The sequence below is a fragment of the Ancylobacter tetraedralis genome, assembly GCF_014195655.1.
Classification (GTDB): Bacteria; Pseudomonadota; Alphaproteobacteria; order Rhizobiales; family Xanthobacteraceae; genus Ancylobacter; species Ancylobacter tetraedralis.
Genome location: NZ_JACICD010000001.1, coordinates 1,113,457 through 1,135,240 on the forward strand (window position 1 = coordinate 1,113,457; position 21,784 = coordinate 1,135,240).

A 21,784-nucleotide genomic window follows, 5' to 3' on the forward strand; every position below is an offset into this window, starting at 1 on the left:
GAAGGCCCTCGAGGCGCTAAGGATAAGGGCGCGGGCGGTCAGATGACGCCGGCGCGCAGGATGTCGTGAATGTGGAGGATGCCGACGGGCGTGCGCTCGGCCACCGCGAACACCACCGTGACTGGCCGCCGGTTCATCAGGCCGAGAGCGGCGCTGGCGAGTTCGGCCGGCTCGACCACGAGCGGCGAGCGGGTCATGACATTCTCCACCGGCTGGGCCAGCAGGGCGGCGCTCATGTGGCGGCGCAGGTCTCCATCGGTGACGATGCCGACCAGATGCCCCGTGGCATCCACCACCCCGCAGCAGCCGAACCGCTTGCCGGTGATCTCGATCAGCGCTTCCGCCATCGGCGTGCCGAGGCGGACGAGCGGCAGGGCCTCGTCCCGGTGCATGAGGTCGGCGACCTTGAGAAGCCGCGCCCCGAGCTTGCCGCCGGGATGGAACACGCGAAAATCGGAGGCGGAAAAGCCCCGCCGCTGCAGCAGCGCGACCGCGAGCGCGTCGCCCAGCGCCAGCTGGATGAGAGTGGAACTGGTGGGGGCGAGCCCGTTCGGGCAGGCCTCCTCAACACGCGGCAGCGCCAGCACGACATCGGCCGCGCGCCCGAGCGAACTCTCGGCCCGCGAGGTCATGGCGAGGAGCGGCACCGCGAAACGACCGGCATAATGCACGATGTCCGAGAGTTCGGCGGTCTCGCCGGACCAGGAAATCGCGAGCAGTACATCGTCGGGCGTCACCATGCCGAGATCGCCATGACTCGCCTCGGCGGCGTGCAGGAACAGCGCCGGCGTGCCGGTGGAAGCGAAGGTGGCGGCGAGCTTGCGGCCGATATGCCCGCTCTTGCCCATGCCGGTGACGATGATGCGGCCGCGCGCGGCCTCCACGATCTGCGCGGCCCGGGCGATGGCGTCGCCAAGCGCGCCCTCGACGCTGGCGGTGAGCGCGGCGAGCGCCCGCGCCTCGATGGCGAGCGTGCGCAGCGCGCTGGTGCGGACCGAATCGAGCGTCGCCGCATCGACGGGGCCCCCCTCGACCGCCGGCACGCCGCCGGATAGGTCCGTGGACTGGCCCGTGGACTGGCCGACGTCGCCGGAGGCCGGCGCGGCGCGGGCCGGATCGCGGGGGGAGGCCTCGCGCACCGGGCGGCCCTCGCTGGGGAGGTTCGCGGCGGTGACGTCCTGCGTGATGCTGCCTTGAGCGGTCATGCCCTGAGCGTTACTCCCTCGGCTGCGGGCGCCGGCGTGAAGCCGTGCCGCGCCCGCCTTGATGTCCACCCGCCGGAGGGGGTCATAAGCGGCCTTGGCGCCGGATGCAACGCAGCCGTCCTCCGCAGGCATCTCCCGCCCCAGCTGCGGGGCCGGCATCGCGGGACCGACGCCCCGCCTCAGCCGCGGTTATAGACGTCCTCCAGCCGGACGATGTCGTCTTCGCCGAGATAGGAGCCGGTCTGCACCTCGATGAGCACCAGCGGGATCTTGCCGGGATTGGCGAGCCGGTGCACGCCGCCCAGCGGCAGATAGGTGGATTCGTTCTCGCGCACCTCGAATACCCGCTCGTCCAGCGTCACCTCGGCGGTGCCCTTGACGACGATCCAGTGCTCGGCGCGGTGATAGTGCTTCTGCAGCGAGAGCCGCCCGCCCGGCTCGACGACGATCATCTTCACGTGGAAGCGATCGCCCCGGCAGATGGTCTGGTAGGTGCCCCAGGGCCGGTGCGCCTTCAGATGCTCGTTGGCGGAGTTGTGGTTCTCGGCCTTCAGCCGCGCGACCAGCGCCTTCACATCCTGCGAGCGGTCGGAGGGCATGACCAGCACGGCATCGTCGGTCGCGATGACCGACACATTGTCGAGGCCGACGGTGGCCACCAGCGGGCCATCGGTGTGGACGAAGCTGTTGCGGGTGTCCAACAGCGTCGCCGGCCCGTGCACCACGTTTCCGGCGGCGTCGCCCGGCTCCAGCGCCCTGAGCGCGTCCCAGCTGCCGATATCCGACCAACGGAAGCGCCCCTCGATGACCGCCGCGCGGCTGGTGCGCTCCATCACGGCATAGTCGATCGATTTCGCCGGCGCCGCGCCGAAGGCCTTGGCGTCGAGCCGGATGAAGCCGAGATCCTCGCCGGAGAGTTCCACCGCCTCGCGCACGGCCGCGACCATCTCGGGCTCGAAGCGCTCGGCCTCCTCGATCAGCAGGGCCGCGGGGAACAGGAAATTGCCCGAGTTCCACAGATAGCCTTCGCCGAGATAGCGCGCGGCGGTGGCGGCATCCGGCTTCTCGACGAAGGCCTCGACCTTGCGGGCGCCGCTCTCGCCGGACGGCTCGCCGGGGCGGATATAGCCATAGGCGGTCGAGGGTTCGGCCGGGGTGATGCCGAAGGTGACGATCTGCCCTTCGCGGGCGGCGCGGGCGGCGGCGCGGCAGGCATCCAGGAAAAGCTCGGGGTCGAGCACCGCGTGGTCGGCGGCCAGCGCCAGCACCAGCGCGCCCTCGCCGGAGAGGCGCTGGGCGATGAGCGCGGCGGCGATCAGCGCCGGGCCCGAATCGCGCCGCACCGGCTCCAGCGCTACCGTCGCCTCGATGCCGATCTCCTGCGCCTGCCGGCGGGCGAAGAAGCGGAAATCCTCATGCGTCAGCACCAGCGGCGCGGCGAAGAGCGCGCGGTCCGACACGCGCTTGAGGGTCTGCTGAAACAGCGTGTGGCCGCCGGTCAGCATCTGGAACTGCTTGGGCAGGCTGTCGCGCGAGACCGGCCACAGCCGCGTCCCGGAGCCCCCGGCAAGTATGACGGGAAGGATGGGGGCCGTGCTCAACATGAGGTTCCTCGCAAGTTGCCGGACCCTTTCGGCACGGCATGGCGGCTGACGCGACGCGCGCCGTTGCACACATCTGACGATGCATGGCATGGCGCCGCAGTTGACGCGCCGCAGCATGCCGCAAAAGGTCAATTTGTCCACGTTATTGTCACGCTTTCGGCGGGAACTGGAAGGGTCGACGCCGCGTTCCATTCGATGGGCACAGGCGGGGGCGGGCAATGGACATGAAGCGGCACATCGTGTCGGCGGCGGAGCCGCGCCAGGGTGGCGCCCGGCAGATCGGCACGCGAGGCGGGCCCGGCGATCTGCCGCCCGAGGAGAAGCGCGGCGAGAGGCTTTGGCGCCGGGCCACGCAGGTCGCGATCATCGTCACCGCCGTCATCGTGCTCGCGGCCGCCATGGTGGTGGCGCGCGCCGTGCTGGTCCCCATCGTCGCCGCGGTCATCATCGGCAGCGTGATCGGGCCGGCCATGGAAGCGATGGCGCGCCGGGGCGTCCCGACCCCGCTCGGCTCCGCCCTGATCGTCGCCATGCTCGGGGGCCTGCTCTATGGGGCCGCGGTCATTCTCGCGGCGCCGCTGGCGGACTGGACGGCCCGGGCCCCGGAAATCGGCGCCATCGTGCAGGATCGCTTCGCCGCGCTGAAGCCGGCTCTGCACACGGTGAGTTCCTTCGTCGAGACGATCGAATCGATCGGCCGCGCCGCCGAGCCGCCCATGACGGTGCGCCTGGCCGATTCGCGCATGCTGGAGAGCGCGCTGGGGCTGGTGACGCCGGCCATCGGCGAGCTGATTCTCTTCACGGGTTCGCTGGTGTTCTTTCTCGCCGGGCGAATCCAGATCAAGCGCCGGCTGGTGCAGGCCATCGGCCCGCGCTCGACCCGACTGGCGGCGCTGCGAGTGTTTCGCGAGATCGAGGACCGCCTCGGCGCCTATCTCGTCACCGCCACCTTCATCAATATCGGGCTCGGCGTGGCGACCACGCTCATCACCTGGGCGCTCGGCCTGCCAAGTCCATTGCTGTGGGGCGCACTCGCGGGCCTGCTGAACTACATCCCCTATCTCGGGCCGGCGGTGATGGCCCTGATTCTGGCCGTTGCGGGCATCGTGAGCTTTCCCGGCATCGTCCAGGCGCTGCTCCCCGCCGCGGCCTTCGTCGCCCTCACCAGCATCGAAGGGCATGTACTGACGCCTCTGATCATCAGCCGTCGCGTATCGCTCAATCCCTTCGCGGTGTTTCTGTCCATGGCGCTGTGGACCTGGCTGTGGGGTCCGGCGGGTACTTTCCTTGCGGTGCCGCTGCTGATCGCCGCCATGGCGCTGGCCGACGGCGTCATCGCCCGCCGCCGTCCCGATCTGCCGGGATGAGGGGAGGGCTGTGGATGACTTTCGAGGCGCTTGACACCCGGCGGCGGCTGCCTTAACACCCGCCCCACTCCACGCGGTTCCTTTGCCGGGGGCGCTTTGGGGGTGTAGCTCAGTTGGTTAGAGCGCCGGCCTGTCACGCCGGAGGTCGCGGGTTCGAGCCCCGTCACTCCCGCCATTTGCTTCAATGGCTTGTCTCCTTTTCCTCGAAATCTGTGACACCTTGCCGGAACGGCGTGTGACATTTTCGGTGGTCGTCTCCTCCTGATCCGCGCGCTTCCCAACATCTCCGCTGCCGTCCCAGGGATGGCATGTTCTGCGGATGGCATTCCCGCGCGGGCGCCGTCGCGCGTGTCGTCTACCGGGCGCCTTATGCGCTGGTGGCGCCGATGGCATTCCCGCGCGGGCGCCAGCGCGCGGGTGCCGTCGCGCGTGGCGCGAATGTGCGTGGTTTGATGAATCAATGTCGCGGCAAACGCCGCCAGTGCCTTGATCGCGCGGCTTTATCCCGCGCAGGACCCCACCTAGGGCACGTAGCCGGCGCGGGTAGGGACCTCAGCTGGTGATCACGGTGGGCAGGCCGATCCGCTGCACCAGGCCCCCGCGCGGGCCGTTGCGCAGTTCCAGCGTGCCGTCATTGCCGGTGATGATCTCGCGGGCGATGGCCAGCCCGAGTCCCGCGCCGGGCACCGGAGCATCCTTGACCGTGTCGATCCGGAAGAACGGCTCGAACACCCTGAGCATCAGTTCCTCCGGAATTCCGGGGCCCTCGTCCTCGATCACCACGGCGGCCCGCCCGTGCTCCGCCTCGACGCGGATGATTGCCTTGTGGCCATGCGTGGCGGCATTGATGGCGAGGTTGCGGATCGCCCGCCGAAGCGCGAGTGGTCGCGCCACGACGCTGGCGGGTGCGGTGGACGCGAGGCTGATCGCCAGCCCGATCGCCACAAGTTCGGCGACGACCTCGCTCACCAGTTCGTCGAGGCGCAGGCATGTGCGCGAGGAGCGCTCGACTTCCTCCCGCACCACGCGAATCGCGCTGTCGGCGATGCGGTCGAGTTCGTCGAGGTCGGCGATCCAGTTGGCGCGCTCTTCCTCGTCGAGAAATTCGGCCCGCAGCCGCATGCGGGTCATCGGCGTGCGCAGGTCGTGCCCCGCGGCCGCCACCATGCGGATGCGGCTTTCCATCGCCCGTTTCAGGCGCGTCGACAGCAGGTTGATCGCCCGCGCCGCCGCGCGCACCTCGGTCGGCCCGGCCTCGGGCAAGGGTTCCAGCTCGCCGTCCGGTCCCAATGTCGCGACCGTGCGCTCCAGCAGCGCCAACGGCTCGGTGAGGCGGCGCACGGCGACGACGATGACCAGCGTGGTGCCGATCGCGATGAACAGGGCCCAGCCGGCCAGCGCCCATCCGCCGTTTTTCGGGCCCGGTGGCGGCATGCCGAGGGGGATCGCCAGCCATCGGCCATCGGCGAGCCGGCCCGCGACGACGGGCCAGGGCAGGCCTGCCCCATCCTTCACGACGATTCGCTCGCTGCGGCCGTTATGCGCGAGGGCGGCGTTGATTCCGTGTGTCGCGTTCTCGATGATGTCGCCGGCGGGCTCGCTGTCGTGAATGCCGACGAATTCGTTCTGCAGCGTATCCGGCAGCGCTCCGCGCGCCACCATCTCGGCCACCAGGCCCCACTGGGCGGCGATGGCGTCGTCGACCTGGTCCATGCGCGGCGGCGCCAGCAGCAGGACCGACAGGCCCGTCGCGGCCAGAACCACCAGCAGCACCGAGGCGACCAGCAGGGCGGTGATCTTGGCGCGCAGCGTGTTCATGGCTCTTGTCCGGGCGGGGACGGCGCGTCGACGGTTTCAACCGAGACGGCGAGTTGATAGCCGCCATTGCGCAGCGTCTTGAGAATGCGGAAACTCCCCACGTCGCCCAGCTTGCGCCGCAGCCGGCTGACCAGCACATCGATCGAGCGGTCGAAGGTCGACCCGCTGCGCCCCTGCGTGATGTCGAGCAACTGGTCACGCGAGAGCATGCGGCCCGGCCGTAGCAGGAAGGCCTGGAGCAGCTCGAACTCCCCGGCCGTCAGCGGCACGTCCTCCCCGGAGGCGTCGATCACCCGGCGGGTGGAGGGATAGGCGACAAAGCCCGCGAAACGATAGGTTTGCTGCTGGGCCACGGGCACGGCGGCCTCGCGCGCCGCCGTCCGGCGCAGCACGGCGCGGATGCGTGCGAGCAATTCGCGCGGATTGAACGGCTTGCCAAGATAGTCGTCGGCACCGACCTCGAGCCCGATGATACGGTCGACATCTTCCTTCAGCGCGGTGAGCAGGATGATCGGCACCTGCGAGCGCGCCCTGAGGGCCCGGCAGAAGTCGAGCCCGGACGTGTCGGGCAGCATGAGGTCGAGCACCACCAGATCGATGCGGTTCGAGGTGAGGCTTTTTTCGGCCTGCCGTCCATCCTGGGCGAGTGTCACGCGAAACCCCTGGCCCTGAAGATAGCGGCCGAGCAGCTTGCGGATTTCCTGGTCGTCGTCGACGACCAGGATATGCGGACTGGCTTCCACGTATTGGCTCCCGAAAGATTGGCTCCCTGATGGCCCGGTGCCCCGCCATCAATGGCCGGCAGCGCTCCCCATTCCAACGCACGAATGGCAAGCCAACTTTGCTCAAAAGGCTACAGACACCTAGAGAAACAAAAAGGCCTGAACCGTCCACGTTCGGCAATCATACGACCACTGGCGGCAATGGAAGGCTGGGAATGTCAGGCATCCCCGATGGATGCGAGGAAAATCATGTCCATGCGCCTGACGCCCGTTCTCCTCACTCTCGTCATGGCTGTGCTGGCCATTGTCGGCGTGGCGGTCGAGGCGCGCGTGTCGACCCTCGCGGCCAATCCCGGTCCGCCGTCGCCGGCATTCGCGCCCGGCGATGCGCCCGGAGATTTCCGTCCGGGTCCGCCATTCGGTCCGCCCCCGGGTTTCGCGCCGCCGCCGGGCGGCCCGCTGGTCCTTGCCGGCCATCTCGCCGCGATGGAAACCTATCTCGGCATCACCCGTGACCAGCTGGATGGCTGGCGGGCCTATACTGAAGCTCTCCAGGCGATGATGGCGCTCCCGCTCCCGGCCCTGCCCACCGGCATGGCCGAGGCTAAAGCGTCAGGCGACACCCGGCCGGACACGCCGCCGCCGGGCGCCATGCCGCCCGGTGACGTAGCGTTCGGCGCCATGCCGCCCGAAGTCCTGTCCTCCGCGGTCGGCGGCAGCGATCTTCCGGGTGAGCGGCTGGCGCAGGAGCTTGTGCGCAAGGGCGAGCAGGCCACCCGGCTGGCCGCCGCCATCGGCGTATTGCGCGCGGAACTCTCTCCCGAGCAGATCGGTCGGCTTCAGGCCGCGGCCTGGATGCCCGGCCCGCCGCCCGGCGCCATTCGCGGCGCGACCCCCCTTCTTCCGGCCCCACCCCGGCCGGAGGAGCCGGAGCCCGATCACATCCCCCCCCGTTGATCGGCCTCCGGAGGCGGGCGCGTCGATCCGGCGCGCCCGCCATCCCCTTTCGTCCTGCCCGGCGTGGGGTGCGTAGCCGCGCCAGACTGCCCATCTCCGCTGGAGCCGATCGTTTGATCGGGAACATCTCGTGGACCGAACGCTTTCCCTATTCCGGAGTGGCCATTGCCCGGCCGGACAATGACCCAACCGACCGAAGGCCATGACCATCGCTTTTCCCCCGTCTCCCCGCCAGTCCCGCGCCCGCTGGCTGGTTCCGCTGCTGCTTCTGCTGTTCCTCGCCGGCGGCGGCTGGTGGTCCTTGCGCTCGCAGCTGTTCGCGACCGCCGCGCCGGCCTATATCAGCACGCCCGCCACGCGGGGCGATGTCGAGGTGACGGTGCTGGCCACCGGCACGCTGAAGCCCTCCAAGCTGGTGGCGGTGGGTGCGCAGGTATCGGGGCGCATCACCTCGGTGAAGGTGAAGCTCGGCGAGCGGGTCAAGCGTGGCGACCTCATCGCCGAGATCGATTCCATCACCCAGCAGAACGAGCTGCGCACCGCGCAGGCGGTGCTGGCCAAGGTGCGCGCCCAACTGGCCGAGAAGCAGGCGACCCTTACCCTGAACGAGAAGACGCTGGAACGCCAGAGCACGCTCGTCGAGACCAACGCCATTTCGCGCACCACGTTCGACACCGCGACGGCGGATGTCGCGGTGACGCGGGCGCAGATCGCCGCGCTGCAGGCGCAGATCAGCGAGGCCGAAGTGGCGGTGGCGATCGCCGAGGCCGATCTTGCCTATACGCGCATCACCGCCCCGATAGACGGCACGGTGCTGGCCATCGTCAGCCAGGAAGGCCAGACGGTGAACGCCATCCAGTCCGCCCCCACCATCGTCGTGCTCGGCCAGCTGGACACGATGACGATCCGCGCGGAAATCTCCGAGGCCGATGTGGTGCGCGTGCATTCCGGCCAGCCGGTCTATTTCACCATCCTCGGCGAGCCGGGCCGGCGCTACGAGGCGGAGCTCGAGTTCATTGAGCCGGCGCCGGAATCGGTGCGCAGCGATTCGAGCTTCAGTTCGTCCTCAAGCTCCTCCTTGTCGTCGAGCAGCACCAGTTCGAGCAGCTCCGAGGCCGTCTATTACAACGGCATATTCGACGTTCCCAATGCGGACGGGCGCCTGCGCACCTACATGACCGCCGAGGTCCATATCGTGCTTGGCGAAGCGCGGGGCGTGCTCACCATTCCCTCGGCGGCGCTGGTGGGAACCGCTGTCGATGGCAAGGCGCAGGTGCGGGTGATCGGCCCGGATGGCCGCGCGACGCCGCGCGAGATCGAGACCGGGCTCGATGACCGTATCACCGTCGAGGTGCGGTCGGGACTGACGGAAGGCGAGCGCGTCGTCCTGCAGGAAGGGAGCGCGGTCTCATCCGGCTTCGGGGCCGGCGGGCCTCCGCCTCCCATGGGTTTCTGACATGGGCGAGCCCCTGCTGACGCTCAAAGGCGTGCGGCGCGACTATGCGGCCGGCGAAGATCGGCTATCCGCGCTGAACGGGATCGACCTTTCCATCGAGGCGGGCGACATGGTCGCCATCGTCGGGGCGTCCGGGTCGGGCAAGTCGACCCTGATGAACATACTGGGCTGTCTCGACCGGCCGACCGCCGGCAGCTACCGGATCAACGGGCGCGAGACCGCCGAACTCGACGCGGGCGAGCTTGCCGCCCTGCGCCGCGAGCATTTCGGCTTCGTCTTCCAGCGCTATCATCTGCTGGGCGAATTGACCGCGCGCGGCAATGTCGAGGTGCCGGCCGTCTATGCCGGGGCGGGGGCGGGACGGCGGCGCGCGCGGGCCGATGCGCTGCTGGAGCGGCTGGGCCTTACCAACCGCGCCGGGCACCGGCCGGGCCAGCTCTCGGGCGGCCAGCAGCAGCGCGTGTCGATCGCGCGGGCGCTGATGAACGACCCCGACGTGATCCTCGCCGACGAGCCGACCGGCGCGCTCGACCGCCGCAGCGGCGAGGAGGTTCTGCGCATCCTCGACGAACTCAACGCCGAAGGCCGCACCGTGGTGATCGTGACGCACGATCCGGTGGTGGCGAGCCGGGCCCGGCGCATTGTCGAGATCAGCGACGGCGTCATCATCTCCGATCGCCGCACCGACACGGCGGCATCCCCGCGCGCGCTGGCCGCGGCCTCCATGGCCGACCGGCGGGCGCCGAAGGCGAGCGCCGTGGGCGCGGCGACGGGGCGGCTGCGCGAGGCTTTCCGCATGGCGCTGCTCGCCATGAACGCGCACCGCCTGCGCGCGCTGCTGACCATGCTGGGCATCATCATCGGCATCGCCTCCGTGGTGTGCGTGGTGGCGTTGGGCGAGGGGTCGCGCCAGCGCGTGCTCGCCAATATTTCCAGCCTGGGCACCAACACGCTGGAGGTGTTTGCCGGCCGCAGCTTCGGCGATGTGCGCTCGGCCAAGATCAGCACGCTGGTAGTGGCCGATGCCGACGCGCTGGCCGGCCAGCCCTATGTGGCCGCCGTCACGCCTACGGTCTCCAGCTCGGCGGTGGTGCGCTACGGCTCCAAGGAGGCCAATGCGCTCGTCAATGGTGTGAGCGAGCGCTATTTCGCCGCCCGTGGCACCAAGCTGGCGCAAGGGCGGTTCTTCTCGGCGGCGGCGGTCGATGACTTCTCGCAGGAAGCGGTGATCGACGAGAATACGCGCAAGACCCTGTTCGCCGACGAGGCGGGCAGCCCGCTGGGACGGGTGATTCTCATCGGCAAGGTGCTCGCCCGCGTGGTCGGCATCATCCAGACCCAGCAGGGCGGGTTCGGTGGCAGCCAGAATCTCTCGATCTATCTGCCCTACACGACCGTGCAGGCACGCCTGCTCGGCTCCAGCTCGCTCCGGAGCATCACCATCCGCGTGGCGGACGATGTGTCGACCAGTCTCGCCGAGCAGGCGGTGACGACGCTGCTCACCCAGCGGCACGGGGGCAAGGACTTCTTCATCCTCAATACCGACGATATCCGCCGCACCATTACCTCGACCACGGAAACCCTGACGCTGCTGGTGGCCGTCATCGCCGTCATCTCGCTTCTGGTGGGAGGAATCGGCGTGATGAACATCATGCTGGTGTCGGTATCGGAGCGGGTCGGGGAGATCGGCGTACGCATGGCGGTAGGCGCGCGACGCAGCGATATCCTGCAGCAGTTCCTCATCGAGGCGATACTGGTGTGCCTGCTCGGCGGTGTGCTCGGCATCACGCTGGCGCTCGGTTTTGGCGCGGCGTTCGATGCGTTCGACACCGGCTTCAGCCTGATCTACTCGACCAAGTCCATCGTCCTGGCGGTGCTCTGCTCCTCGGCGATCGGCATCATTTTCGGCTACCTGCCGGCGCGCAACGCCTCGCGACTCGATCCCGTGGTGGCGCTGGCCGCGGGGTAGGGAGCGGCTGTCTTCGCGTCCGTCGAAGGTCGGCGGGCTCGCCGCGTCATGCAGGGCTGCACGGGCACCCATGCCACTGACGCGGCCTGACGCCGCCGGGGCATGATCGCGGCATAGGCGCATACGGTATCATCAGCCCGTCATGGTTGGCGGCGGATACCCGAGACGCTCTCGGCGCCCCGCGCGGAGGGCAGATCGGCCGGATGCAATAAGTGCCGGAAAGCGCCCGACTTTTGCCAGGGGGTCTGGGAAGGGTGGGGGCGTCTCGCTTGCCGTCGCGCTCAAGCTGTGAATTCTGTATACCAGTGCCGAGGGAATGGGATCGGATGCCCTTGCCTCGGCTAGGGCGGTGCGATAAGCCTGCCGCGTGCTTTGAATATTTCGCAACTGCGATACAGCGTCGGATGACGTATGTTGACCGGGGAGGGAGCCGTCCATGAGCAGCTTGCTGCAGGATTATCTGCCCGTCGTCATTTTCATCGCGGTCTCGGCCGTCATCGGCCTCGCGCTTCTGGTCGCGCCGTTCCTCGTCGCCTTCAGCCGTCCCGATCCGGAGAAGATGTCGGCCTATGAATGCGGCTTCAATGCGTTCGACGACGCGCGCATGAAGTTCGACGTCCGCTTCTATCTGGTCTCGATCCTGTTCATCATCTTCGATCTCGAAGTGGCCTTCCTGTTTCCGTGGGCCATCACGTTCGGCAGCCTGGGCGATCTCGGCTTCTGGTCGATGATGATTTTCCTCGGCGTTCTCACCGTCGGTTTTGTCTACGAGTGGAAGAAGGGAGCGCTGGAATGGGATTGAGCGCGAACAGCCCGCTGGTCGCTCCCGCACCCAAGGGCATCATCGACCCCAATACCGGCAAGCCGATCGGCGCCACCGACCCGTTCTTCGTGGAGGTGAATGCCGAGCTGGCCGACAAGGGTTTCCTTGTCACGGCTACGGACGATCTCATCAACTGGGCCCGCACCGGCTCGCTGATGTGGATGACGTTCGGCCTGGCCTGCTGCGCGGTGGAGATGATGCAGGTCTCCATGCCGCGCTACGACGTGGAGCGCTTCGGTTTTGCTCCCCGCGCGTCTCCGCGCCAGTCGGACGTGATGATCGTTGCGGGCACGCTGACCAACAAGATGGCCCCGGCGCTGCGCAAGGTCTACGACCAGATGCCGGAGCCGCGCTATGTCATCTCCATGGGCAGCTGTGCCAATGGCGGCGGCTACTATCACTACTCCTATTCGGTGGTGCGCGGCTGCGATCGCATCGTGCCGGTGGACATCTACATTCCGGGCTGCCCGCCGACCGCGGAGGCGCTGCTCTACGGGGTGCTGCTGCTGCAGAAGAAGATTCGCCGTACGGGTACGATCGAACGCTGATCGCCGGTCTCAACAAGAACCGACTACGGGAAAGACATGGACGAGACGCTGAATGAGCTGGGCGCGCACGTCAAAGAGGCGCTGCCGGGGGCCATCGAGGACGTCGTTGTCGCCTTCGGCGAACTCACGCTCGTGGCGTCCGCCCCGGATGTCGTCAAGGTCCTGAGCTTCCTGCGCGACGATCCGTCCTGCAAGTTCGTCAGCTTCATCGACATTTGCGGCGTCGACTACCCCAAGCGCGAGCGCCGCTTCGACGTGGTCTACCACCTTCTGTCGCCGACCCTGAATGCCCGGGTCCGCATCAAGGTGGAAACCGACGAGGCGACGCCGGTGCCGTCTGCCACGCCGGTCTTCCCGGGCGCCTTGTGGTTCGAGCGGGAGGCCTACGACATGTACGGCATCCTGTTCTCGGGCCACCCCGAACTGCGCCGCCTGCTGACCGATTACGGCTTCGATGGCCATCCGCTGCGCAAGGACTTCCCGACCACGGGCTTCGTTGAGGTGCGCTATGACGACGAGCGCAAGCGCGTGGTCTACGAGCCGGTGAAGCTCGCCCAGGAGTTCCGCAACTTCGACTTCCTGTCGCCGTGGGAGGGGCCCGACTACGTGCTCCCCGGCGATGAGAAGGCCAGCGCCCCCAAGGCGGGCTGAGGTGAGGATCGAGACATGAACGCTCCTTCGAAGGTCGATCCCAACGTCCGCAACTTCCAGATCAATTTCGGCCCGCAGCACCCTGCGGCGCACGGCGTTCTGCGCCTTGTTCTGGAGCTGGACGGCGAAATCGTCGAACGCGTCGATCCCCATATCGGCCTGCTGCACCGCGGCACCGAGAAGCTGATCGAAACCAAGACCTATCTTCAGGCGGTGCCCTATTTCGACCGGCTCGACTATGTCGCGCCGATGAACCAGGAGCATGCCTTCTGCCTCGCCGTGGAGCGTCTGCTCGGCATCGAGGTGCCCAAGCGCGGCCAGCTGATCCGCGTGCTCTATTCCGAGATCGGCCGCATCCTCTCCCACATGCTCAACGTGACCACGCAGGCCATGGACTGCGGCGCGCTCACGCCGCCGCTCTGGGGCTTCGAGGAACGCGAGAAGCTCATGGTGTTCTATGAGCGCGCCTCCGGTTCGCGCATGCACGCGGCCTATTTCCGTCCGGGCGGCGTTCATCAGGATCTGCCGGTCAAGCTGGTCGAGGATATCCGCGATTTCATTCCCTATTTCCTCAAGGTCTGCGACGACCTCGAGGGCCTGCTGACCGACAACCGCATCTTCAAGCAGCGCAATGTCGATATCGGCGTCGTCAGCCTGGAAGACGCCTTCGCCTGGGGCTTCTCCGGCGTGATGGTGCGCGGCTCGGGCGCGGCCTGGGACCTGCGCAAGTCGCAGCCCTATGAGTGCTATGACGAGCTGGAATTCGACATTCCGATCGGCAAGAACTGCGACAATTACGACCGCTACTGTATCCGCATGGAGGAGATGCGGCAGTCGGCGCACATCATGCGCCAGTGCTGCGATCGGCTCCTGAAGGAAGCCGGCCCGGTTTCGGCCGTCGACAACAAGGTCGTCCCGCCCAAGCGGGGCGAGATGAAGCGCTCGATGGAAGCGCTGATCCACCATTTCAAGCTCTACACGGAAGGCTTCCACGTTCCCGCCGGCGAGGTCTATGCCGCGGTGGAAGCGCCCAAGGGCGAGTTCGGCGTCTATCTCGTCGCCGACGGTACCAACAAACCCTATCGCTGCAAGATCCGCGCGCCCGGCTTCGCGCATCTCCAGGCGATGGATTTCCTCTGCCGCGGCTACATGCTCGCGGACGTCTCGGCGATCCTCGGGTCGCTCGACATCGTGTTCGGTGAAGTGGACCGCTGATCCCGGCAGGGGTTGCGGTTCGATCGGAAGGGTACGGCATGTCTGTCCGTAGGCTTGCGCCAAAAGAGGTCCAGCCCGAGAGCTTCGCCTTCACGGCCGAGAATCTCGCCTGGGCCGAGAGTACGATCGCGAAATACCCCGCGGGCCGGCAGGCCAGCGCGGTGATTCCGCTGCTGATGCGCGCGCAGGAACAGGCGGGCGGCTGGGTCTCCGAGCCGGCCATGCGCTATATCGGCGACATGCTCGGCATGGCGCCGATCCGCGTCTACGAGGTCGCGACGTTCTACACGCAGTTCCAGCTGCAGCCGGTCGGCACCCGGGCGCATATCCAGGTGTGCGGCACCACGCCCTGCATGCTCAAGGGCGCCGGCGACCTCATCAAGGTCTGCCAGCGGCGCATCCATGCCGACCCCTTCCACCTCTCCGAGAATGGCGAATTCTCGTGGGAAGAGGTGGAATGCGCGGGCACCTGCACCAACGCGCCGATGATCCAGGTGTTCAAGGACGTCTACGAGGACCTCACGCCCGAGGATCTGGAAAAGATCCTCGACGCCTTCGCGCGCGGCGAGACGCCGACGCCCGGCCCGCAGAACGGCCGGAAGTCTTCCGAGCCGGTCACCGGCCTGCGCGTGCTCACCTCGCCGGAACTGTATGACGGCTCGGTGGTCGGCACCGGCGCGGGTCTCGCGCTCGCCCGCGAGGCGATCGCGGCGCGTGCCAATGGCGCAACAGCGGCCGCCGCTCCGGCGCCGGCCAAGCCGCCCGTGGCCGAGGCCGTCAAGGCCGCCGGCAATGCCGATGCCGAGAAGCCCGCCAAGCCCGTCGCGCCGCCTCCGGGCGGCCAGGCGGCCGGCAAGACGGCGGATTGAGGAGCGAACCATGCTGGCCGACAAGGATCGCATCTTCACCAATATCTACGGCTATCAGGACTGGGGCCTGCAGGGCGCGTTGAAGCGTGGCTCGTGGGACGGCACCAAGACCCTGCTCGATGCCGGCCGCGACTGGATCATCGAGCACATGAAGGCCTCGGGCCTGCGTGGGCGCGGCGGCGCGGGCTTCCCGACGGGGCTGAAGTGGTCCTTCATGCCCAAGCAGTCGGACGGTCGCCCGCATTATCTCGTCGTCAATGCCGACGAATCCGAGCCCGGCACCTGCAAGGACCGCGAGATCCTGCGCCACGACCCGCATCATCTGGTCGAGGGCTGCCTCATTGCCGGCTTCGCCATGGGCGCGCATGCCGCCTATATCTATGTGCGTGGCGAGTTCATTCAGGAGCGCGAGCGCCTGCAGGCGGCGGTCGACCAGGCCTATGAGGCGCGCCTCATCGGCAAGAACAACGTGCATGGCTGGGATTTCGACGTCGTCGTCCACCATGGCGCCGGCGCCTATATCTGCGGCGAGGAAACCGCGCTGCTGGAGAGCCTGGAGGGCAAGAAGGGCCAGCCGCGCCTCAAGCCGCCTTTCCCGGCCAATGTCGGCCTCTATGGCTGCCCGACCACGGTCAACAACGTCGAATCCATTGCGGTGGCGCCGACCATCCTGCGCCGTGGCGCGGCATGGTTCTCCGGCATCGGGCGGGCGAACAATGTCGGCACGAAGCTCTATGGCATCTCCGGCCATGTGAACACGCCCTGCATCGTCGAAGAGGCGATGGGCATCCCGTTCAAGGAGCTGATCGAGAAGCATGGCGGCGGCGTGCGCGGTGGCTGGGACAACCTGCTGGCGATCATTCCCGGCGGCGCCTCCTGCCCGGTGATTCCGGCGGACCAGTGCATGGACCTGATCATGGATTTCGACGGCTGCCGCGCCGTGAAATCCTCGTTCGGCACCGCCGGCGTGCTGGTCATGGACAAATCGACCGACATCATCCGGGCGATCGCCCGCATCTCCTATTTCTTCCGGCACGAGAGCTGCGGCCAGTGCACGCCCTGCCGCGAGGGCACGGGCTGGATGTGGCGGGTGATGGACCGCATGGTGGCCGGCCGCGCCCAGAAGCGCGAGATCGACCTCCTGCTGCAGGTCACGACCCAGATCGAGGGCCACACGATCTGCGCGCTCGGCGACGCGGCGGCATGGCCGGTGCAGGGGCTGATCCGGCATTTCCGGCCCGAGATCGAGAAGCGGATCGACCAGTATTCGGCCAACCCGCATTCCGATCCCGTCCCCGTTCCGGTCGCGGCGGAGTGAGGGCGATGGATCTTCACAAGGTCGTCGAACTCCTCGACGCAAACGACGCCAATCTCGCGGGATCGACCTTCGTGAACGTCAATCTGGCGGGCGCCCGGTTTGACGATGTGAACATGTCGGGCTGGTTCGTGAAGAACGTCAATTTTTCCGGTCTGGCGATGGAATGTGCGAATTTCTCGGGTGCGCGCATCACGCGTGCCGATCTGGTCGGCGCATCGCTTTCGGAATGCCGGCTCGACGGCATGCGGATCGATGGAATTCTCGTGACCGATATGCTGGCGGCATATCGCGCAGCGCATGAGGCGAACTGATGGCCAAGATCATCGTTGACGACATCGAGGTCGAGGTTCCCCCGGAATACACGCTGCTTCAGGCATGCGAGGCGGCGGGCGCGGAAATTCCGCGCTTCTGCTTCCATGAGCGGCTGTCGATCGCCGGCAATTGCCGCATGTGTCTCGTCGAGGTGAAGGGCGGTCCGCCCAAGCCGCAGGCGAGCTGCGCCATGAACGTGCGCGACCTGCGCCCCGGCCCCAATGGCGAGCCGCCCGTCGTGCTCACCAAGAGCCCGATGGTAAAGAAGGCGCGCGAAGGGGTGATGGAGTTCCTGCTTATCAACCACCCGCTGGATTGCCCGATCTGCGACCAGGGCGGCGAGTGCGACCTGCAGGACCAGGCCATGGCCTATGGCGTGGACACGTCCCGCTACGCCGAGAACAAGCGCGCGGTCGAGGACAAGTATATCGGCCCGCTGATCAAGACCTCCATGACGCGGTGCATCCAGTGCACCCGTTGCGTGCGCTTCACCACCGAGGTGGCGGGCGTGGCCGAGCTCGGCGCCATCGGGCGCGGCGAGGACATGGAGATCACCACCTATCTCGAGGCGGCCATGTCGTCCGAGCTGCAGGGCAATGTCGCGGACCTGTGCCCGGTCGGCGCGCTGACCCAGCGCCCTTACGAGTTCCACGCCCGTCCGTGGGAACTGGTGAAGACCGAATCCGTCGACGTGATGGACGCCGTCGGCTCCAATATCCGCGTCGACACGCGCGGCCGCGAAGTGATGCGCGTGCTCCCCCGCCTCAATGAAGAGGTGAACGAGGAGTGGATTTCGGACAAGACCCGCTACATCTGGGATGGCCTGAAGACCCAGCGCCTCGACCGCCCCTATGTGCGCGTCGGCGGTCGCCTCAAGCAGGCGAGCTGGCCCGAGGCCTTCGCTGCCATCGCCGCAAAGGTGAAGGGCGTGCCCGGCAACCGCATCGGCGGGCTGGTGGGCGATCTTGCCTCGGTCGAGGAAGCCTTCGCGCTCAAGACGCTGCTCGGTGCGCTCGGCTCGGCCAATATCGATTGCCGGCAGGACGGTGTGAAGCTCGATCCCGCGCTCGGGCGCGCGACCTATGTGTTCAACGCCACCATCGCCGGCATCGAGCAGGCGGACGCGCTGTTGATCATCGGCTCCAACCCGCGCCTTGAGGCGAGCGTGATGAACGCGCGCATCCGCAAGCGCTGGCTGGCGGGCAATTTCCCCATCGGGCTGATCGGCGAACATGTCGACCTGACCTACCCTTATGACTATCTCGGCGCCGGTTCGGACACGCTGCTGGACCTCGTCGGCGATGGCACCTTCGCCACCACGCTCAAGAACGCGCAGCGCCCGCTCATCCTCATCGGGCAGGGTGCGCTTTCGCGGCCGGATGGCGCGGCGATCCTCGCCTTGGCGGGGCGGCTCGCGGTGTCGGTCGGCGCGGTGAAGGAAGGCTGGAACGGCTTCTCGGTGCTGCACACGGCGGCCTCGCGCGTCGGCGCGCTGGATATCGGCGCGGTGCCGGGCGAGGGCGGTCTCGATGCGGTGGCGCTGACCAATCCGGGCGGCGCGGACGTGATCTTCGCGCTCGGCGCGGATGAGATCGACATCGCCCCGGGCGCCTTCGTGGTCTATCTCGGCACGCATGGCGATCGCGGCGCCCACCGCGCCGACGTCATCCTGCCGGGCGCGGCCTATACCGAGAAGTCCGGCACCTATGTGAACACGGAAGGCCGGGTGCAGATCACCAACCGTGCCGGCTTCCCGCCCGGCGAGGCGCGCGAGGACTGGGCGGTGCTGCGCGCTCTGTCCGACGTGCTCGGCAAGCGCCTGCCGTTCGACACGCTGGGCCAGCTGCGCGCCGCGCTCTATGCCGCGCATCCGCATCTCGCCCGCCTCGACCATGTCGAGCCGGCCGATGCGGCGGCGGTCCTGGCCCTCGCCGGGATGGGCGGCTCGCCGGAGCGCGCGCCGTTCCGCAGCGCGGTGTCCGATTTCTACCTGACCAATCCGATTACGCGCGCATCCGCCGTGATGGCCGAATGCTCCGCGCTCGCCCGCGCCCGTCTTCAGGCGGCGGCTGAGTGAGGGGAGGGAGAGCATGACCGAAACCAGCTGGCTCGATACGCTCATTCAGGTCCTCATCATCCTTGCCCAGAGCCTCGGGCTGCTGGTCGGGCTGCTGATCGTCATCGCCTATGTACTGCTGGCCGACCGCAAGGTTTGGGCGGCGGTGCAGCTGCGCCGCGGCCCCAATGTGGTGGGCCCGTTCGGCCTGCTGCAATCCTTCGCCGACCTGCTCAAGTTCGTGCTGAAGGAGCCGGTCATTCCGGACGGCTCGAACAAGGGCCTGTTCATCCTGGCGCCCTTCCTCACCTGCCTGCTGGCCCTCTCGGCCTGGGCGGTGGTGCCGCTCGACGCCGGCTGGGTGATCGCCGACATCAATGTCGGCGTGCTCTACATCTTCGCCATCTCGTCGCTCGGCATCTACGGCGTCATCATGGCCGGCTGGGCGTCCAACTCGAAATACCCGTTCCTGTCGGCGCTGCGCGCGGCGGCGCAGATGGTGTCCTACGAGGTCTCGATCGGCTTCGTCATCGTCACCGTGCTGATGTGCGCCGGCTCGCTGAACCTCTCCGCCATCGTCGAGGCGCAGGACAGCAAGTGGGGCATCCTCGGCTGGTACTGGCTGCCGCTGTTCCCGATGTTCGTGATCTTCTTCATCTCGGCGCTGGCCGAGACGAACCGCCCGCCCTTCGATCTGGGCGAAGCGGAATCCGAGCTGGTGGCCGGCTTCATGGTGGAATACGGCTCCACCCCGTATCTGCTGTTCATGCTCGGCGAATACGTGGCGATCATGACCATGTGCGCGCTGACCGCCATCATGTTCATGGGCGGCTGGCTGTCGCCGATCCCCTTCGCGCCCTTCACCTGGGTTCCGGGCATCATCTGGTTCCTCATCAAGGTCCTGCTGGTGTTCTTCATGTTCGCCATGGCGAAGGCGATCGTTCCGCGCTACCGCTACGACCAACTGATGCGGCTGGGCTGGAAGGTGTTCCTGCCGATCTCGCTGTTCATGGTCGTGCTGGTGGCGAGCGTGCTGCACTTCACCGGCCTGGCGCCGGGGGCGGGGGGCTGACATGGGCGATGGCGCTCTCACCGGCCTGTTCGAGGTCTCCGCCATCGCCTGGACCGGCGCGCTGTTCGGTCTGGTGATCGGCGCCCTGGAATGGTTGTTGCTGCCGCGGCTGATCGAGACATCGATCCGCGGCTCCCGCGAGGCCCGCAAGCTGAACCGCGATCAGCTCGAGGGCGTGATTTCCTGGTGGAAGACGACGATCCGCGTCTTCGCCGTCTCGATGCCGCTGCTGGGCTTTGGGCTGGCTGCGGCCATGGCCGATTGAGGAGAGCGTTATGAGATTGGACCTGGCGGCCCGCCAGCTGCTGCTCACCGAGTTCGTCTCGGCGTTCTTCCTGGCGATGCGCTATTTTTTCAAGCCGAAGGCGACGCTGAACTACCCGTTCGAGAAGGGGCCGGTCAGCCCTCGCTTTCGTGGTGAGCATGCGCTGCGCCGCTACCCGAACGGGGAAGAGCGCTGCATCGCCTGCAAGCTGTGCGAGGCGATCTGCCCGGCGCAGGCCATCACCATCGAGGCCGGCCCGCGCCGCAATGACGGCACGCGCCGCACCACCCGTTACGACATCGACATGGTGAAGTGCATCTATTGCGGCTTCTGTCAGGAAGCCTGCCCGGTCGATGCCATCGTCGAGGGACCGAACTTCGAGTTCGCGACCGAGACGCGCGAGGAACTCTATTACGACAAGGCCAAGCTGCTCGCGAACGGCGATCGCTGGGAGCGCGAGATCGCGCGCAACATCGGGCTGGACGCGCCTTACCGCTGAGCGTGCGCGCTACGAACGACTGGATGACGGACGTGAACACCTTAACGATACAAGCCGCAAAGGCCCCGGACGCCGTGTTGGCGGGGATGTCGGGCGCGGGGACCACTGCGTCGATCACTTGGGGGTGTCGGGCATGAGCCTCGCCGCGCTGTTCTTCTATCTTTTCGCCGGGGTGGCTGTCGCCTCGGCCTTCATGGTGATCGCGTCGCGGAACCCCGTGCATTCGGTGCTGTTCCTCATCCTCACCTTCGTCAACGCCTCGGGCCTCTTCATCCTGATCGGCGCCGAATATCTCGCGATGCTGCTGGTCGTCGTCTATGTCGGCGCGGTCGCGGTGCTGTTCCTGTTCGTGGTGATGATGCTCGACGTCGATTTCGTCGAGCTGCGCCAGGGCTTCCTGCAATATCTGCCGGTCGGCGCGCTGGTCGGGCTCGTCTTCCTCGCCGAGCTGGTACTGGTGCTGGGCTCCTGGACCTTCGGCACCGGCGTCACCGGCGCGGTGGCGTCCACGGCGGCGCCCGGCGTCTCCAACGCCGTGCAGATCGGTCGCGTGCTCTACACCGACTACATCTATTTCTTCCAGGCGGCCGGCTTCATCCTGCTGGTCGCCATGATCGGCGCCATCGTGCTGACCCTCCGCCACAAGGAGAACGTCAAGCGCCAGAGCATCCCGGTCCAGAATGCGCGTAGCAAGGCGACGGCGATCGACGTCGTCAAGGTGCCTTCCGGCAAGGGGCTGTGAGCGATGGCGATCGGACTTCCCCACTATCTCACCGTCGCGGCGATCCTGTTCACGCTCGGCACGCTCGGCATCTTCCTTAACCGGAAGAACGTGATCGTCATCCTGATGTCGGTCGAGCTGATCCTGCTGGCGGTGAACATCAACTTCGTCGCCTTCTCGGTGTTCCTCGGCAACATTACCGGCCAGATCTTCGCGCTGTTCGTGCTGACGGTGGCCGCCGCCGAGGCCGCGATCGGCCTTGCCATCCTCGTGGTGTTCTACCGCAACCGCGGTTCGATCGCTGTCGAGGACATCAACGCGATGAAGGGCTGAGGGA

General features: G+C 67.4%; 21 protein-coding genes and 1 tRNA gene. 18 read left to right on the plus strand and 4 right to left on the minus strand.

Annotated elements, in window-relative coordinates; translation table 11 throughout:
• Positions 1-38 precede the first annotated feature (38 nt).
• Positions 39-1,205: a KpsF/GutQ family sugar-phosphate isomerase gene (locus FHS55_RS05075; RefSeq protein WP_246339820.1), complete on the minus strand. Its 1,167-nt coding sequence runs from the start codon at positions 1,203-1,205 to the stop codon at positions 39-41.
• 179 nt (positions 1,206-1,384) lie between these two features.
• Entirely contained in the window at positions 1,385-2,809 is a 1,425-nt protein-coding gene (locus FHS55_RS05080; RefSeq protein WP_183188520.1) for a mannose-1-phosphate guanylyltransferase/mannose-6-phosphate isomerase, read from the minus strand.
• Between the two features lie 224 nt (positions 2,810-3,033).
• Here FHS55_RS05080 and FHS55_RS05085 point away from each other — a divergent pair, with 224 nt between their 5' ends.
• Together FHS55_RS05085 and FHS55_RS05090 are read left to right on the plus strand one after the other, a co-directional pair.
• Positions 3,034-4,176, plus strand: a complete 1,143-nt coding sequence (locus tag FHS55_RS05085) for an AI-2E family transporter (protein ID WP_183188521.1) — start codon at positions 3,034-3,036, stop codon at positions 4,174-4,176.
• 98 nt (positions 4,177-4,274) lie between these two features.
• Positions 4,275-4,351, plus strand: a tRNA-Asp gene (locus tag FHS55_RS05090).
• 377 nt (positions 4,352-4,728) lie between these two features.
• Here FHS55_RS05090 and FHS55_RS05095 read toward each other — a convergent pair.
• Together FHS55_RS05095 and FHS55_RS05100 are read right to left on the minus strand one after the other, a co-directional pair.
• Complete coding sequence (locus FHS55_RS05095; protein ID WP_183188522.1) at positions 4,729-5,994, minus strand: ATP-binding protein; 1,266 nt, start codon at positions 5,992-5,994, stop codon at positions 4,729-4,731.
• The gene (locus FHS55_RS05100; RefSeq protein ID WP_183188523.1) at positions 5,991-6,737 is read right to left on the minus strand and encodes a response regulator; all 747 of its coding nucleotides are present in this window, start codon (positions 6,735-6,737) and stop codon (positions 5,991-5,993) included. Before FHS55_RS05100 ends, FHS55_RS05095 begins: the two co-directional genes overlap by 4 nt.
• A gap of 228 nt (positions 6,738-6,965) precedes the next feature.
• On the opposite strand from FHS55_RS05100, the gene FHS55_RS05105 reads away from it, so the two are divergent.
• The 16 genes from FHS55_RS05105 to nuoK all read left to right on the plus strand — a co-directional run bounded on the left by FHS55_RS05105 (position 6,966) and on the right by nuoK (position 21,780).
• Positions 6,966-7,673 carry a hypothetical protein gene (locus FHS55_RS05105; protein WP_183188524.1) on the plus strand — a complete coding sequence of 236 codons (708 nt, stop codon included), beginning with the start codon at positions 6,966-6,968 and terminating at the stop codon, positions 7,671-7,673.
• 202 nt (positions 7,674-7,875) lie between these two features.
• On the plus strand, positions 7,876-9,129 hold the full coding sequence (locus tag FHS55_RS05110; RefSeq protein WP_183188525.1) for an efflux RND transporter periplasmic adaptor subunit: 1,254 nt from the start codon (positions 7,876-7,878) through the stop codon (positions 9,127-9,129).
• A 1-nt stretch (position 9,130) separates the two neighbouring features.
• Positions 9,131-11,098 carry a MacB family efflux pump subunit gene (locus FHS55_RS05115; protein ID WP_183188526.1) on the plus strand — a complete coding sequence of 656 codons (1,968 nt, stop codon included), beginning with the start codon at positions 9,131-9,133 and terminating at the stop codon, positions 11,096-11,098.
• 436 nt (positions 11,099-11,534) lie between these two features.
• A complete protein-coding gene (locus FHS55_RS05120; RefSeq protein WP_183188527.1) occupies positions 11,535-11,900 on the plus strand; it encodes an NADH-quinone oxidoreductase subunit A in 366 nt (121 codons plus the stop codon).
• Positions 11,891-12,469 (plus strand): NuoB/complex I 20 kDa subunit family protein, encoded by a 579-nt coding sequence (locus FHS55_RS05125; RefSeq protein ID WP_183188528.1) that lies wholly within the window; start codon positions 11,891-11,893, stop codon positions 12,467-12,469. Before FHS55_RS05120 ends, FHS55_RS05125 begins: the two co-directional genes overlap by 10 nt.
• 36 nt (positions 12,470-12,505) lie before the next feature.
• Complete coding sequence (locus FHS55_RS05130) at positions 12,506-13,120, plus strand: NADH-quinone oxidoreductase subunit C (protein WP_183188529.1); 615 nt, start codon at positions 12,506-12,508, stop codon at positions 13,118-13,120.
• A gap of 15 nt (positions 13,121-13,135) precedes the next feature.
• Positions 13,136-14,335, plus strand: a complete 1,200-nt coding sequence (locus FHS55_RS05135; protein ID WP_183188530.1) for an NADH-quinone oxidoreductase subunit D — start codon at positions 13,136-13,138, stop codon at positions 14,333-14,335.
• A 38-nt stretch (positions 14,336-14,373) separates the two neighbouring features.
• Positions 14,374-15,204, plus strand: coding sequence for an NADH-quinone oxidoreductase subunit NuoE (gene nuoE, locus FHS55_RS05140; protein WP_183188531.1), 831 nt, complete (start codon positions 14,374-14,376; stop codon positions 15,202-15,204).
• 10 nt (positions 15,205-15,214) lie between these two features.
• A complete protein-coding gene (gene nuoF / locus FHS55_RS05145) occupies positions 15,215-16,522 on the plus strand; it encodes an NADH-quinone oxidoreductase subunit NuoF (RefSeq protein ID WP_183188532.1) in 1,308 nt (435 codons plus the stop codon).
• A gap of 5 nt (positions 16,523-16,527) precedes the next feature.
• Positions 16,528-16,833, plus strand: coding sequence for a pentapeptide repeat-containing protein (locus FHS55_RS05150; protein ID WP_183188668.1), 306 nt, complete (start codon positions 16,528-16,530; stop codon positions 16,831-16,833).
• Entirely contained in the window at positions 16,833-18,911 is a 2,079-nt protein-coding gene (nuoG, locus tag FHS55_RS05155) for an NADH-quinone oxidoreductase subunit NuoG (RefSeq protein ID WP_183188533.1), read from the plus strand. Before FHS55_RS05150 ends, nuoG begins: the two co-directional genes overlap by 1 nt.
• A gap of 13 nt (positions 18,912-18,924) precedes the next feature.
• Positions 18,925-19,962, plus strand: a complete 1,038-nt coding sequence (gene nuoH, locus FHS55_RS05160; RefSeq protein ID WP_183188534.1) for an NADH-quinone oxidoreductase subunit NuoH — start codon at positions 18,925-18,927, stop codon at positions 19,960-19,962.
• A gap of 1 nt (position 19,963) precedes the next feature.
• Complete coding sequence (locus tag FHS55_RS05165; protein ID WP_183188535.1) at positions 19,964-20,227, plus strand: hypothetical protein; 264 nt, start codon at positions 19,964-19,966, stop codon at positions 20,225-20,227.
• A 10-nt stretch (positions 20,228-20,237) separates the two neighbouring features.
• Positions 20,238-20,726 carry an NADH-quinone oxidoreductase subunit NuoI gene (nuoI, locus tag FHS55_RS05170; protein WP_183188536.1) on the plus strand — a complete coding sequence of 163 codons (489 nt, stop codon included), beginning with the start codon at positions 20,238-20,240 and terminating at the stop codon, positions 20,724-20,726.
• Between the two features lie 133 nt (positions 20,727-20,859).
• Positions 20,860-21,468, plus strand: coding sequence for an NADH-quinone oxidoreductase subunit J (locus tag FHS55_RS05175; RefSeq protein WP_183188537.1), 609 nt, complete (start codon positions 20,860-20,862; stop codon positions 21,466-21,468).
• A gap of 3 nt (positions 21,469-21,471) precedes the next feature.
• Positions 21,472-21,780 carry an NADH-quinone oxidoreductase subunit NuoK gene (gene nuoK, locus FHS55_RS05180; protein WP_183188538.1) on the plus strand — a complete coding sequence of 103 codons (309 nt, stop codon included), beginning with the start codon at positions 21,472-21,474 and terminating at the stop codon, positions 21,778-21,780.
• The last annotated feature ends 4 nt before the right edge of the window (positions 21,781-21,784 follow it).

Coding starts and splice junctions, on each gene's coding strand:
- FHS55_RS05075 (WP_246339820.1), bottom strand. CDS start 1,205: ATGACCGCTCAAGGCAGCATCACGCAGGACGTCACCGCCGCGAACCTC.
- FHS55_RS05080 (WP_183188520.1), bottom strand. CDS start 2,809: ATGTTGAGCACGGCCCCCATCCTTCCCGTCATACTTGCCGGGGGCTCC.
- FHS55_RS05085 (WP_183188521.1), top strand. CDS start 3,034: ATGAAGCGGCACATCGTGTCGGCGGCGGAGCCGCGCCAGGGTGGCGCC.
- FHS55_RS05095 (WP_183188522.1), bottom strand. CDS start 5,994: ATGAACACGCTGCGCGCCAAGATCACCGCCCTGCTGGTCGCCTCGGTG.
- FHS55_RS05105 (WP_183188524.1), top strand. CDS start 6,966: ATGTCCATGCGCCTGACGCCCGTTCTCCTCACTCTCGTCATGGCTGTG.
- FHS55_RS05110 (WP_183188525.1), top strand. CDS start 7,876: ATGACCATCGCTTTTCCCCCGTCTCCCCGCCAGTCCCGCGCCCGCTGG.
- FHS55_RS05115 (WP_183188526.1), top strand. CDS start 9,131: ATGGGCGAGCCCCTGCTGACGCTCAAAGGCGTGCGGCGCGACTATGCG.
- FHS55_RS05120 (WP_183188527.1), top strand. CDS start 11,535: ATGAGCAGCTTGCTGCAGGATTATCTGCCCGTCGTCATTTTCATCGCG.
- FHS55_RS05125 (WP_183188528.1), top strand. CDS start 11,891: ATGGGATTGAGCGCGAACAGCCCGCTGGTCGCTCCCGCACCCAAGGGC.
- FHS55_RS05130 (WP_183188529.1), top strand. CDS start 12,506: ATGGACGAGACGCTGAATGAGCTGGGCGCGCACGTCAAAGAGGCGCTG.
- FHS55_RS05135 (WP_183188530.1), top strand. CDS start 13,136: ATGAACGCTCCTTCGAAGGTCGATCCCAACGTCCGCAACTTCCAGATC.
- nuoE (WP_183188531.1), top strand. CDS start 14,374: ATGTCTGTCCGTAGGCTTGCGCCAAAAGAGGTCCAGCCCGAGAGCTTC.
- nuoF (WP_183188532.1), top strand. CDS start 15,215: ATGCTGGCCGACAAGGATCGCATCTTCACCAATATCTACGGCTATCAG.
- FHS55_RS05150 (WP_183188668.1), top strand. CDS start 16,528: ATGGATCTTCACAAGGTCGTCGAACTCCTCGACGCAAACGACGCCAAT.
- nuoG (WP_183188533.1), top strand. CDS start 16,833: ATGGCCAAGATCATCGTTGACGACATCGAGGTCGAGGTTCCCCCGGAA.
- nuoH (WP_183188534.1), top strand. CDS start 18,925: ATGACCGAAACCAGCTGGCTCGATACGCTCATTCAGGTCCTCATCATC.
- FHS55_RS05165 (WP_183188535.1), top strand. CDS start 19,964: ATGGGCGATGGCGCTCTCACCGGCCTGTTCGAGGTCTCCGCCATCGCC.
- nuoI (WP_183188536.1), top strand. CDS start 20,238: ATGAGATTGGACCTGGCGGCCCGCCAGCTGCTGCTCACCGAGTTCGTC.
- FHS55_RS05175 (WP_183188537.1), top strand. CDS start 20,860: ATGAGCCTCGCCGCGCTGTTCTTCTATCTTTTCGCCGGGGTGGCTGTC.
- nuoK (WP_183188538.1), top strand. CDS start 21,472: ATGGCGATCGGACTTCCCCACTATCTCACCGTCGCGGCGATCCTGTTC.